Annotated in this window: 3 protein-coding genes; all 3 read left to right on the forward strand. The window is 40.6% G+C overall.

The window, feature by feature from the left end; all coding sequences use genetic code 11:
* The first annotated feature begins 30 nt into the window (after window positions 1–30).
* Window positions 31–11,268 carry a non-ribosomal peptide synthetase gene (locus LC608_RS15470; protein ID WP_229554380.1) on the forward strand — a complete coding sequence of 3,746 codons (11,238 nt, stop codon included), beginning with the start codon at window positions 31–33 and terminating at the stop codon, window positions 11,266–11,268.
* A gap of 5 nt (window positions 11,269–11,273) precedes the next feature.
* A complete protein-coding gene (locus tag LC608_RS15475; RefSeq protein WP_229554381.1) occupies window positions 11,274–12,320 on the forward strand; it encodes a TauD/TfdA family dioxygenase in 1,047 nt (348 codons plus the stop codon).
* Window positions 12,321–12,433: 113 nt separating this feature from the next.
* Window positions 12,434–15,673: a non-ribosomal peptide synthetase gene (locus tag LC608_RS15480; protein WP_229554382.1), complete on the forward strand. Its 3,240-nt coding sequence runs from the start codon at window positions 12,434–12,436 to the stop codon at window positions 15,671–15,673.
* Window positions 15,674–15,685 lie beyond the last annotated feature (12 nt).

A 15,685-nucleotide genomic window follows, 5' to 3' on the forward strand; every position in this document is an offset into this window, starting at 1 on the left:
ACAGATTTTAAAAATTATCAAGATATTATTATGAATAACAAAAAAAATGACATTTCTATTAAACGTTCTCAGCTATCACCTGCAAAACAAGCACTTTTAGAAAAACGCTTACGGGGTGAATACAAGTCAGATAATCAAGAAAAATTTATTCCCTGTCGTTCGCAGCATAATCCTGTTCCTTTGTCTTTTGCTCAACAACGGTTATGGTTTTTGGCACAGTTAGAGCCAGATAACCCTTTCTATAATGTGTCTGCTATAGCTAGTCTAAAAGGAAAATTAAATTTTAAGGCTCTGCAAGATAGTTTTCAAGAAATTATCAACCGTCATGAAGCTTTGCGATGTAATTTTAAAACTATAGAAGATAAACCTGTAGCATTTATTTATCCCACAAAGTCATTACTGTTACCAGTATTGGATATTAGCGAATTACCTATAAATCAACAAGCAGCAGAAGTACAAAAACTGGCATCTCAAGAAGCACAAGATCCCTTTGACATCAGCCGTGACTTGTTATTAAGAGTGAAGTTACTGCGGCTAAATCCAGAGGAACATATATTATTATTTACAATGCACCATATTGTTTCTGATGGTTGGTCTATAGGTGTATTGATACATGAATTAGCAACACTATATCAAGCTTTTTGTGATGATAAAACCTCTCTGCGAGACGCTTCGCATAGCTTGCTTCCCCAAAGGGGTACATCATTACCTGAACTACCAATTCAGTATGGAGACTTTGCTATTTGGCAACAAGAATACTTGCAAGGAGCAGCCCTCACTGCACAAAAAAATTACTGGAAGCGACAATTAGGAGGCGCTCTACCAGTATTACAACTCCCAACAGATTATCCTCGCCCTGCGGTTCAATCTTACAAGGGGAACAATTATTGTTTCACCATCCCTAAATATTTAACCACTGCACTAAAAATACTCAGTCAGCAAGCAGGAGCTACTTTATTTATGAGCTTGCTGACTGCTTTCAAAATCCTGCTTTATCGCTATAGTCAAGAAAATGACATCATTGTTGGGACTGCGATCGCCAACCGCAATCTTCCTCAAATTGAAAAATTAATCGGTTTTTTTGTCAATACTTTAGTGTTGCGAACTGATGTCAGTGGTAATCCTAGTTTTCTAGATTTACTGGCACGAGTTAAGGAGGTAACATTAGATGCTTATACCCACCAGGATTTACCTTTTGAGAAGTTAGTAGAAGAAATTCAGCCAGAACGCAACCTCAGCCATAACCCGCTTTTTCAAGTATGGTTTGCCCTCAATAACAGCCCCATGCCAGCTTTGCAAATAGGGGAACTAACTTTGACCATATCAGAGGCTGAGAGAGCAACGGCTCAGTTTGACTTAAGCCTGGATATGGTAGAACGCGAAGAGGAACTGATAGGTACATTTGAATACAGTAGCGATTTGTTTGATGCAGATACTATTACCCGCATAACAGAACATTTCCAAAATTTGCTAGCAGGAATTGTTGCTAATCCAGAGCAACACATTGCTTCCTTACCTCTGCTTACAAAAGCCGCAGAAAATGATTTGCTGTGGAAGTGGAACAATAACAAATTTGAATATCCCCAAAAACAATGCATTCATCAATTGTTTGAAACCTGTGTAAACAAAACACCAAATGCAGTAGCGATAGTATTTCAACAACAGCGACTAACCTATCAAGAATTAAACAACAAAGCCAATCAAATAGCACATTACTTACATTCTTTAGGAGTAAATCAAAACTTACTAGTTGGTATCTGTGTTGATCGCTCTGTTGAGATGATTGTCGCCTTATTGGGAGTTCTCAAAGCTGGTGGAGCTTATGTACCTTTAGATCCTGCTTATCCTGAAGAACGCTTGAGTTTCATGCTGAGTGATTCACAAGTTTCAGTGTTGCTGACTCAACAAAGGTTAGTATCAAGTTTAGCAATTGAGAATGTCCCTGTAGTTTGTTTAGATAGAGACTGGGAGATAATTTCTCAACAAAGCCAGGTAAATCCAGCCACTCACAGCAGCCCAGATGATTTAGCCTATGTAATTTATACATCGGGTTCTACAGGCAAATCAAAAGGAGTAGCGATCGCTCATCGCAGCTTGGTAAATAAATTTTATGCTTGGGACAAAGCCTATCAACTTGATTGTTTGACTAGTCATTTGCAAATGGCAAATTTTGCATTCGATGTCTTTTCAGGGGATGTAATTCGCGCTCTGTGTAGTGGTGCTAAGTTAGTCTTATGTCCCCGTGAATGGCTTTTAGAAGCAGAAAATTTATATCAACTCATGCTCGCAGAAGAAGTTGATAGTGCCGAGTTTGTTCCCGTTGTGTTGAAGAATTTGGTTCAGTATCTAGAAAGAACTCAGCAAAATCTTCACTTCATGAGCTTGCTAGTAGTTGGTTCAGATACCTTATATGTCAAAGAATATCAAGAATTTCAGCGTTTTTGTGGTAAGCAAACACGCTTGATTAATTCCTACGGTGTCACAGAAGCTACTATTGATAGTACATATTTTGAAGTTACAGAAATTAACTTATCTGAGAATGGACTAGTCCCAATTGGTCGTCCGTTTGCGAACACAGAAATTTATATATTAGACCCCTATCTCCAACCAGTCCCTGTTGGTATTCCAGGCGAACTTTACATCGGTGGCGAGGGATTAGCCCAAGGTTATCTGAATCGACCAGACTTAACAAAAGAGAAATTTATCCTTTGGAATGGAGAAAAACGACTATATAAAACTGGTGACAAAGCCAAATATTTAGCAGATGGGAATATTGAATTTCTTGGAAGACTGGATTATCAAATCAAGCTCCGGGGCTACCGCATCGAACTAGGAGAAATTGAAGCTGTTATTAAGCAACATCCATACGTGGGTGAAGCTGTGGTTATTGCTAGAGAAGATGTTCCTGGCGATCAGCGTTTGGTTGCATATTTTATTGCGAATTTCCAGGTTGATCAAATAAATCAACAACAGTTATCAGCACCTTTAAACGCAGATTTACCCGCTCCCTTAACAAAAAATCAACAGAGTCAATTAGCCTTAGATTTACGTGAAGTTCTAGAACAAAAGCTTCCTGAATACATGATACCTGCTGCTTTTGTGGTACTAGAAGCCTTGCCAATAAACCCTAATGGTAAGTTAGATCGGCAGGCATTACCAGCACCAGAAGCGACACAGCTATTATCTGAATCAGGTTTTATTGCTCCTTCAACAGCAATTGAAGAGATGCTAGTAAATATCTGGACAGAGGTATTAGGAATTGAAAATATAGGCATTCATCATAATTTTTTTAATTTGGGAGGACATTCCTTACTAGCAACTCGTCTGGTTTCCCAAATACGGCAAGCTTTTCAAATAGAACTTCCTTTGCGTCGCATCTTTGAAAAACCAACAATAGCTGGGTTAGCTAAAGATATTGAAAAAGCTACCAAAGCTAACTTGGGAGTTGAAGCAACAAAGATTGAACGAATTGAGCGATCGCCACATTTACCCTTATCATTTGCTCAACAGCGATTCTGGTTTTTAGCTCAGTTAGAAATGCACAGTTCTTCCTATAATATGCCCAGTGCTGTGCGTTTGCAGGGACAACTGAATATAGAAGCCTTACAACAAAGTTTCAATGATATTTTACGCCGTCACGAAGCTTTACGAACTAATTTTCAAACCATTGAAGGGCAACCTGTGGCGGTTATCTTACCACCAACATCAGTACAATTGCCAATATTAGATATTAGTAATTTGCCTGTAAATCAACAAGAGTTAGAAGTTCAACAACAAGCAATCGAGGAAGCACAACAACCCTTTGATTTGAACGATGGTTTTTTACTCCGAGTCAAATTACTGCGCCTGAGCGAACAAGAACACGTATTACTTTTGACAATGCATCACATCGCCTCTGATGCTTGGTCAACAGATATTTTAGTACGTGAATTTGCCACCCTTTATCAAGCTTTTCGTGAAGAACAACCCGCACCATTAGCTGAATTACCCATTCAATATGTCGATTTTGCAGCTTGGCAACGACAATGGTTGCAAGGAGAGAGACTAGAGTCGCAGGTATCTTATTGGCGAAAGCAGTTAGAGGGCGTACCAAAATTATTAGAGTTACCAACAGATTTCCCCCGTCCGCCCGTTCAAAGCTTCCGAGGTGCAACCTATACTTTTGAGTTATCCCAGCAGCTATCTGTAGCCTTAAATCATTTGAGTCAGCAACAGGGAACCACCTTGTTTATGACATTGCTAGCAGCTTTTCAAACCCTACTATACCGTTACACTGGTAGCGAAGATATTGCGATCGGTTCGCCAATTGGTAGCCGCAATCGAGCAGAGCTTGAAGGGCTTATTGGATTATTTATCAATACTTTAGTACTGCGGACTAACTTAGCTGGTAATCCCACCTTTGAACAGTTACTAAATCAGGTGCGTTCAGTCGCCCTATCAGCCTATGCATACCAGGATTTACCCTTTGAGTTGTTGGTAGAGGAACTGCAACCCCAACGAAACTTGAGCTACACACCACTATTTCAAGTGATGTTTGTGCTGCAAAATGCACCGATGTCAGCTTTAGAATTGCCGAATTTGACTTTGAGTTTATTGGAAGGGAATGGTATTACTGCTAAATTTGATTTAACCCTAGACATGACAGAAACACAGTCAGGGTTAATAGGAACTTTTGAATACAATAGCGATTTATTCCAAGAAAGCACAATCAAGCGGATGGCTGGGCATTTACAAACGCTGCTAGAAGCAATTGTGACTAATCCACAGCAGCGTTTATCCCAGTTACCACTATTAACCGCGCCAGAAGAGTATCAATTATTACAAAAATGGAACGACACAGAAGTTGCCTATCCTGTGAATAAATGTATCCATGAACTATTTGAGCAACAGGTAGAACTCACACCCGACGCAGTTGCAGTTGTTTATGAAAATCAGCAATTAACCTATCGAGAATTAAATCAAAGAGTAAATCAACTCGCCCACTATCTGCAAAAACTGGGAGTACAGCCGGAAGTATTAGTAGGGATTTGTGTAGAGCGTTCTCTGGAAATGGTGATTGGGTTACTCGCCATCCTCAAAGCTGGAGGAGCTTATGTACCCCTTGACCCTAATTATCCCCAACAACGCTTAGAATATATACTACAAGATACTCAAGCCCCAGTATTACTAACTCAAGCCTCATTAGTAGAGGTATTGCCACAGCATCAAGGGCAAGTAGTTTGTCTAGATAGTGATTGGCATCTGATAGCTCAACAAAGCCAAAATAATTTATATTCCGAACTCACAACTGAGAACTTAGCTTATATTATTTATACTTCTGGTTCCACGGGCAAACCAAAAGGTGTACAAATTCCTCACCTTGCTCTGAGCAACTTTTTGTACTCCATGAACGAAACCCCAGGTTTAACATCTGAAGACAAATTACTAGCAGTTACAACTTATTCCTTTGATATTGCCGCATTAGAGATTTTTCTACCCATCATAGTTGGTGCTTGTTTGATAGTCGCTAGTCAAGAAATTATCTCCGATGGCAACCAGTTGTTAGCAAAAATCAAAGACTCAAAAGCGACAGTCATGCAAGCCACACCAGCAACATGGCAGTTACTTTTGGTAGCAGGTTGGGATGGAGACAGTCAATTAAAAATTATTTGTGGTGGAGAAGCTTTATCCGCACCTTTAGCGAGTAAATTATTAGAACGCTGTAGTTCTGTTTGGAATATGTACGGCCCGACGGAAACCACTATTTGGTCAGCCGCTAGCCGGATAGAAACTGTTAACGACACCGTACCAATTAGTTGTCCAATTGCCAACACACAACTTTACATCCTCGACCAATACAATCAGTTGGTTCCTGTAGGTATAGCAGGCGAGTTGTGTATTGGTGGGGTGGGACTGGCACGAGGTTATTTTCAACGTCCAGATTTGACAGCAGAGAAATTTATTCCCAATCCCTTTAACGATGAACCATCTGCGCGTTTATATAAAACGGGGGACTTAGCTCGCTATTTACCCAATGGCGAAATAGAATATATTGGTCGAATTGACCATCAGGTAAAAATCCGGGGTTTCCGCATCGAATTGGGCGAAATTGATGCTGTCATCAACCAACATCCATCGATATCTGCGAGTGTGGTTATTGTTCGAGAAGATGGAACCGAGAATAAAAGCTTAGTAGCTTATATAACTGTCCAGCCACAGCAGACAATCGCAATTCCCGAACTGCGTCGCTTTTTAGAATCAAAACTGCCAAATTATATGGTGCCAACGGCTATTGTGGTGTTAAAGGTGTTACCCTTGACACCCAATGGCAAGATAGACAGACGAGCATTACCAGCACCTGACCTAACACAACTAATATCTGAATCTAATTTTGTCGCTCCTTCCACACCAGTAGAAGAAATGCTAGCTGGAATTTGGGCGCAGGTACTTGGTTTAGAAAAGATAGGCGTAAACGATAACTTCTTTGATTTGGGGGGACATTCCTTAATTGCAACTCGTGTTATGTCTCAGATACGGCAAGTATTTGAGGTTGAGATACCTTTACGTCGCTTGTTTGAGTTGCCAACAGTAAGCGAGTTAGCCAAAGAGATTCAAACAGCGATTAACGCCGACAAAAGATTAGAAGTACCGCCCATCAAACCCATTGCGAGATCGCAACAATTACCCCTATCTTTTGCCCAACAGCGATTATGGTTTTTGAGCGAGTTAGAGCCAAATAGCCCTTTTTACAATATTCCTGCGGCTGTGCGCTTAGAAGGACAATTGAATCTCGCAGCACTAGAACAGAGTTTTAATGAAATTCTCCGCCGTCACGAAGTCTTGCGAACTAATTTTCGGACAGTTGCAGGGCAAGCCATAGCCGTTATTTCGCCAGCAACACCGCAGTTATTATCAGTAATTGACCTGAGCGAATTACCTCCGGCTCAACAAGAAACCCAGGTTAGACAACTAGCCTTAGCAGAGGCGCAACAGCCATTTAACCTTGAGGCTGACACTCTGCTACGAGTGAAATTACTCCGCCTGAGTGAACAGGAATATGTGACACTCTTGACCATGCATCACATTGTCTCTGATGGTTGGTCAATAGATGTGCTAGTGCGTGAACTAGCAACACTTTATCAAGCTTTTTCCCAGAGGCAACCGTCACCTTTACTTGAAATTGAAATTCAGTATGCAGACTTCGCCGCTTGGCAGAGACAATGGCTTGAGAAAGAAGTACTAGAATCCCAGCTTGCTTACTGGCGAAAACAGCTAGATGGTGCGCCAGCAGTCCTAGAGTTACCAACTGACTATCCGCGACCAGCTATTCAATCCTCCCGTGGTGCCACCTATTCTTTCTGTTTGTCAAAAGACCAATCTCTGGCACTAAAATCTTTGAGTCGGCAACAGGGAAGCACGTTATTCATGACCTTGCTGGCAGCTTTTAAGACATTACTACACCGCTACACTGGCAGCAATGATATTGTCATAGGTTCTCCCATCGCTAATCGTAACTACAACCAGATAGAAGGGTTAATTGGTTTCTTTGTCAATACCCTAGTGTTGCGAACTAATCTTGGAGGCAATCCCAGTTTTTCAGAGGTGCTGCATCGAGTCAAAGAAGTAGCTTTAGGGGCTTATACCCACCAAGATACGCCTTTTGAACTTCTAATAGAAAAAATGCAGCCACAGCGAGACTTAAGCCATACACCTCTATTTCAGGTGATGTTTGTGCTGCAAAATGCACAAAACTCAGAGATTGAGTTAACGGGTTTGACTTTAAGTACTCTCGAAACTGACAGTGGTACTGCGAAGTTCGATTTGACTCTAGATATGAGAGAGACAGAAGAGGGATTAGTAGGCACTCTAGAGTACAGTATCGACTTATTCGAGCCGCAAACTATACAAAGCATGGCAGGGCATTTACAGACATTATTAGGTAGTATCATTGCCAATCCAGAGCAACGACTTTCGGAATTATCCCTGTTAACAGCAGCTGAACAAAGCCAACTATTAGCAGACTGGAATCAAACTCAGGTTGAGTATTCCTCAGATCAGTGCATCCATCAACTATTTGAAGCACAGGTAGAACGTACACCAGATGCAGTAGCAGTAGTATTTGAAAATGAGCAACTTACCTATCGCCAACTCAATCAGCGAGCCAACCAACTAGCACATTACTTACAAAAATTGGGTGTTGGTGCAGAGGTGTTAGTGGAAATTTGTGTCGAGCGATCGCTGGAAGTGGTAATTGGGTTATTAGCCATCCTCAAAGCTGGTAGTGCTTATATACCCCTTGACCCAGCGTATCCATCGGAACGTTTAGCTTTTATCTTAGAAGATGCCCAAGCCCCAGTATTAGTAACTCAAGCCAATCTTGTGCAGGAAATCCCTCAACACAACGGCAAAGTTGTTTATTTAGATGCGGATTGGTCGCTGATTGCCCAACAAAGTCAGGAAAATTTATGTTGTAGCGTAACTACTGAGAATCTAGCTTATGTCATTTATACCTCTGGTTCTACAGGCAAGCCCAAGGGTGTACAGATTCCTCACGGTGCTTTGAGTAACTTCTTGCAAGCTATGCGGAAAACACCAGGGTTGACCGAGCAAGATACTTTGCTAGCCGTCACTACCATATCCTTTGATATTGCCGCATTAGAACTTTTTCTCCCTATCATAGTGGGTGGTCGCTTGGTGATCGCTAGCCGGGAAATTGCCTCAGACGCAATGCAGCTATCAGCAAAGATCAGTGATTCAAAAGCTACAGTTATACAAGCTACACCAGCTACTTGGCAGTTACTTATGGCAGCTAATTGGCAGGGTAATCATTCATTGAAAATTCTCTGTGGTGGCGAAGCTTTACCTAGACAGCTGGCAAATCAGTTAGTTGATAAGTGTGGATCTGTGTGGAATATGTACGGCCCGACAGAAACTACTATTTGGTCGTCAGCCTGTCTAGTCAAAACTGATAGTAACACCGTACCAATTAGCCACCCGATTGCTAACACACAATTTTATATTCTCGACCAACACACTCAGTTAGTTCCTGTTGGTGTACCAGGTGAACTTCATATAGGTGGGGCAGGACTTGCACGAGGCTATCTCAACCGTCCAGAACTGACTGCACAAAAATTTATCCCCAATCCTTTCAGCGACAAATGGGGGGCACGTCTTTACAAAACGAGTGACTTGGCACGCTATTTACCTAGTGGCGAGATTGAATATATCGGTCGCATTGACCATCAGGTCAAACTTCGCGGTTTCCGCATTGAGTTGGGAGAAATTGAAGCCGTCATCAACCAACACCCAAGTGTAACAAAAACTGTAGCCATTGACCGAGAAGACATACCAGGGCAAAAACGTCTAGTTGCCTATTTGGTACTTGAGCGATCGCAAACACTCGCAGCAAATCAACTGCGTAGTTTTCTCAAACAGCACTTACCAGATTATATGATTCCCTCAGCTTTTGTGGAACTGGAGACACTGCCGTTGACTCCTAATGGCAAGGTAGATCGACGCGCGCTGCCAGTTCCTGAGTCTGCTGTAATTACAACTGCGGAAACTTATGTTGCACCTCGTACTCCAATTGAGGAGGTACTAGCAGGAATCTGGACAGAAGTACTTGGTGTAAATGGCTTTGGCATTGATGATAACTTTTTTGATTTAGGCGGACATTCACTGTTAGCAACTCAGCTAATATCTCGCCTGCGGGACACTTTTAGAATAGAGATACCGCTAAGTTATTTGTTTGAGTCGCCAACTATAGCAGAATGCGCCCAAAGAATCGAAACTAAAATCAGAACTGGGGAAAAATTAGAAGCTCCACCAATCAAACCTGTTAATAGAAGTGAAAACTTAGCTTTATCTTTTGCTCAACAAAGATTATGGTTACTCGATCAATTAGACCCAGGAAATAATACCTATAATGATCCTATATCTGTGCGTTTGAGCGGTTCACTCAACATCACAGCCTTAGAGCAAAGCCTAAATGCGATCGTAAGTCGTCACGAAATCTTACGCACAGTTTTCGTTACAGTCGAAGGGCAACCAGTCCAGAAAATTCAACCGATTACGGAGATTAGTATACCGATAGTAGACTTAAGAGTAAATGAGCGATCCCCCCAACAACGAGAAGCTGAAGCACAGCGCATTGCACTCGAAGAGGCACAACACCTGTTCAACCTAGCTCAAGGGCCACTAATACGAGCCACCCTACTCCAACTAGACGAAACAGAGTATGTATTTCTGCTAACAATGCACCACATTATCTCCGATTTGTGGTCAATGACAATACTCATTCAAGAACTAGCAGACTTTTACGCAGCTTTTAGCCAAAACAAATCGCTGACACTCCCAGACTTGCCAATTCAGTATGCAGATTTTGCTGTTTGGCAAAGAGAATGGATGCAAGGAAAGGTGCTAGAAACTCAACTAAATTACTGGAAACAGCAACTCAAAGACGCACCAACAAAGCTAGAATTACCCACAGATAAACCTCGACCTTTACAGCCAACTTATACTGGCACAACCCAATCATTTCACCTACCCAAAGACCTCAGCGATGCACTGAGATTACTTAGCAAGCGAGAGGATGTAACCCTCTCTATGACCTTGCTAACAACGTTCAACGTTTTGCTGCACTATTACACCAAGCAAGAGGATATTGTTGTAGGTTCGCCTATTGCTAACCGCAACCGCAGTGAAATTGAAGGATTAATTGGCTTTTTTGTTAATAGTTTAGCTCTGCGGACAGACCTTTCAAGAAATCCCAGTTTTAGTGAATTGCTAAGACGGACACGCGAAGTAAATTTAGGAGCTTATGCTCATCAGGATTTGCCCTTTGAAAAGTTAGTCGCAGAATTGCAAATAAAGAGAGACTTGAATTATAATCCACTGTTTCAAGTATGGTTTGCTTTTCAGAATATAGCCACACCAGATATTCAAAAACTCACTTTGTATTTACCCGATCTCACCCTTAGCCCATTTGAAATTAACAAGCAGAGTTCACCGTTTGATTTAGCACTAATACTTTCAGAAGAACCTGAAGGTATTAGTGCTTGCTTTGAGTATAAAACTGATTTATTTGAATCCAGCACTATAGGATGCATGATAGAAGCATTAGAAATGATTTTGCGATGTGTAGTTACGCAACCAGAAATCCAACTTAACCAATTAGTTGCAAAACTCAATGAATCAAACCAAGAAAAAGAACTCGTTAGAGAACAAGCATATAAAAATACAATTCGTCAGAAACTAGGTCAAATTAAGCAAAAATCTCATCGTCAATAAATACTATGAACAATCTTGGCTCACAAAAAAAGCAAAGTATAGGCAATCTGGGAAACATCAAAAGAAAAACTATTAAGGTGTCCCCAGCCGAATTAGTAGAAATTAAGCCGTTACTTCCTGGGAAAAATATTCCTGTCTTAGTTCAACCTGTTGTCGAAGGAGTGAATCTTTTTAGCTGGGCGAATAACAATCGAGAAATGATCGCCAAGCTTTTGTTAGAGCATAGAGCCTTACTTTTTAGAAACTTCGGTGTCTCTACAGCCAACCAATTCAACGAGTTCATCCAAGCAACTTCTAACGGGGAGTTACTAGAATACCGCGATCGCTCCTCACCTCGTCACGTAATTAGTGATAAAATATACACTTCTACTGATTACCCTGCGGAGCATAGTATCTTTTTACATAACGAAGGTACATATTGGTTGCGCTGGCCTCTAAAAATATACTTTTGCTGTCTTCAAGCTTCTCAACAAGGAGGGGAAACACCCATTGCTGATTGTCGCAAGATTTTTGCACGCATAGATCCAAAAGTGAGAGAGCGTTTTATCGAAAAGAAAGTGTTGTACGTTCGCAACTACAACGATGGATTGGGACTTCCTTGGCAAACAGTCTTTCAAACTACAAACAAAGCAGAAGTAGAAGAATATTGTCGTAATAATGATATTGAATTTGAGTGGAAAGATGGCGAGCGGCTCCGAACTCGTTTCTGTCGTCAAGCCATAGCCAAACATACCCAAACAGGCGAATTTGTATGGTTCAATCATGCCACCTTTTTTCATATTTCAACCCTAGAAACTAAAATAAAAGAAGCATTACTAACATTCAAAGAAAAAGATTTACCAAATAACACCTATTATGGTGATGGTTACCCAATTGAAGCTTCAGTATTAGATGAATTGCGAGATGCATATTACCAAGAAAAGGTCTCTTTTCCTTGGCAAGCAGGGGATATATTAATGCTAGATAATATGTCAATAGCACACGGAAGGGAGCCATTTATAGGACAACGGCAAGTTTTAGTAGGCATGGCAGAACCGTTTAGCAATCGATAATATTACTATTTTTGTTAATTAACAGCTAAATCTAAATTTAAGCTCATTAGTAATAGTTAATAACAATAACAAAAACCACCTAACTTTATTTATCAACAGAGAAGGATAGAAAAATGCAAACAGAAATTTTAGAAGGAGTACGACTTTCGCCACAGCAAAAAAATCTGTGGATGTTACAGCGAACAAATAATAATCAACGGACTTATCGCTCTCAATGTGCTGTCCTTATAGAGGGCAACGTCAACCCAGCTATCCTCAAACAAGCTGTCCAAGATATCGTCAATCGACAGGAAATTCTTCGCACTAATTTTAAATGCTTGCCAGGTATGGATCTTCCTGTCCAGGTAATAACAGACAGCAGCATCTTCTGGAAAGATGAATGTAATTTGAGTGATTATACTTTTTCCCAGCAAGAGACAGAAATTGAAAAAAGTTTTGCTCAAATGCTCCAGCTCCCTTTCAATTTTGAGCAGAACTCTGTTGTTTACGCATCTTTATTCACTCTATCGCCTCAAAAATATGTACTTATAATTAGTTTGCCCGCACTTTGTGCTGATTCGGCAACACTGAGAAACTTAGTGCGTAAAATTAGCAATTATTATGAACTTTGCTTGACTGGTGAAGAATTATCTGATGAATCAATTCAATATGCTGATATTGCTGAATGGCAAAATGAATTACTTGAGGCAGAAGATACAAAAATAGGAAGAGAATATTGGCGCAAGCAAGATATTTTTCAGTTTTTGAATTTGCATCTACCATTAGAGAATCAGCAAGAAGTCAACTCAGATTTTCAACCGCAAATTTTTTCTGTAACAATCAATCCCGAAATTGCAGAAAAAATAGTAGCATTGGCGCAAGAATATAATACTTCTGTAGATATATTTTTACTAACTTGTTGGCAAATATTGCTAATGCGTTTGACTGGACAGCTAGATATTGTTATTGGTACGGCAGGCGATGGTCGTCAATATGAGGAGTTAAGTAGTGCTTTAGGACTATTGACAAAATATTTACCCCTACATTGTCATTTATCAGAAAGCAGCCACCTCAAAGATATATTAAATCAGAATAATAAATCTATACCAGAAATTTATGAATGGCAGGATAGTTTTAATTGGGAACTAATTAAAAGCACAAATATCAATAATAATATTGCTGACTTTTTTCCTTTTTGTTTTGAATTTGAGTTACAGCCTGCTAGCTATTCTACTGCTGATGTTTCGTTCTCAATTTATAAACAATATGTTTGCACTGACACGTTCAAAGTCAAATGTTCCTGTTGGTATCAAAATGAGGCGCTGATTGTCGATTTTTATTATGATTCTCACTTATTTTCGGCAGAGAATATTAAAAGCTTGGCAGGAAAATTTGAGACGTTGTTAAATAGCACACTCAACCAACCCTCAGCAACAATTAGGGAGTTAGAAATACTTAATTCCGTTGAGTTACAGCAACTATTAATTGAATTTAACAACACGCAGGTAGATTACCCAAAAAACAAGTGCATTCACCAGCTATTTGAGGAGCAAGTAGAAAAAACACCAAACAAAATAGCTGTTACTTTGAACGATAAGAAATTAACTTATAGTGAATTAAATACCCGTGCTAATCAACTAGCCCATTACCTTAGACAATTAGGTGTAAAACCAGAGGTTTTGGTGGGGATTTGCGTTGAGCGATCGCTCGATATGATTGTTGGCATTCTTGGTATCCTCAAAGCTGGTGGAGCATATCTACCAATAGATCCAAAATATCCCAAAGAACGGCTGGCATTCTTATTGTCAGATACTCAAACACCTGTTTTGCTGACGCAGCAACACCTAGTAGAAAATTTGCCTGTACACAAAGCAAAAACAATCTGTCTAGACACAGAATGGGAAACTATTACCCAACAAAACGCAGCGAATTTTGTTACTAAAGTAACATCTGAAAATTTAGTTTATGTTATTTATACCTCTGGTTCTACAGGCAAACCTAAAGGAGTAAAAATTACGCATCGCAATCTAGTTCACTCAACGATTGCTCGGATTAATTACTACCAAGAACCCTTAACTAGTTTCTTATTGCTCTCGTCTTTTGCTTTCGATAGTTCAGTCGCAGGAATTTTTTGGACTTTGTGTCAAGGAGGAACGCTGTTCTTTCCTCAAGAAGGTGGAGAACTGGATTTACCAGAACTAAGTAAACTAATTGCCCAAAATCGCATATCACATACATTAAGCCTGCCTTCACTCTATGCCCTACTTTTAGAACAGGCACAACCAGAAAATTTGGCATCACTTCGCACCATTATCGTAGCGGGTGAACCTTGTCCGAAAACATTGGTGACGCGCCATTTGGAGTTACTGCCAAATACATCTTTGTTCAACGAGTATGGCCCAACTGAAGGAACAGTTTGGAGCAGCGTATATCCTTGTCGTGTGCCAGAACTAGGAACGCAAATATCTATCGGCCGCCCGATCGCCAACACGCAAATCTATTTACTAGATTCGCATTTGCATCCAGTTCCTTTGGGTGTACCTGGAGAACTGTATATTAGTGGCGAGGGTTTAGCATCAGGCTACCTCAATCGCCCTGATTTGACTGCGGAAAAATTTATCCTAAACCCATTTAGCCATCAAGAGGGCGTTCGCCTGTACAAAACTGGGGATTTAGCACGCTATCTTCCAGACGGTAATATTGAGTTTCTAGGAAGAATTGATCAGCAAGTGAAAATCCGAGGTTTTCGGATTGAATTAAGTGAGATTGAGGCAGTACTAAGTCAAAATTCACAAGTGCGATCGCTCATAGTCATTGCCAGAGAAGATGAACCAGGGAACAAGCGTTTAGTAGCTTACATAGTACCGCAACAGGGATACTCACCCACTACTAGTGAGCTACGCCATTTTCTGGAAGAAAAACTACCTAATTACATGGTGCCATCAGCATTTGTGCAGTTAGATTCTTTACCGCATCTTCCGAACGGTAAAGTAGACATCAAAGCACTACCTGCACCAGAGACAATTAAATCTGATTTATCAGCTAATTTTGTCGCACCTCGGACTCCTGTAGAAGAAGCGATCGCCCAAATTTGGTCAGAAATTCTCGGTGTTGAGCAAGTGGGTATTCATGACGGTTTCTTTGAGTTGGGAGGACATTCCCTACTAGCCACACAAGTAATTTCTCGGTTACGTCAAACTTTGCAAGTAGAGTTGCCTTTGCGTCAGTTTTTTGATGCGCCTACTGTTGCTGATTTAGCGATCGTGGTAGCCCAAACATTAGCGCAACAAACAGATGAGACAATGCTAGCCGAGATGTTAGCAGAGTTAGAGGCAGACGAAATTTCATCTGTGTTTAGTGCAGACAATATTTAATCAGGGAGAACG

The sequence above is a fragment of the Nostoc sp. XA010 genome, from assembly GCF_020829625.1.
In the GTDB taxonomy this organism is placed as follows: domain Bacteria; phylum Cyanobacteriota; class Cyanobacteriia; order Cyanobacteriales; family Nostocaceae; genus Nostoc.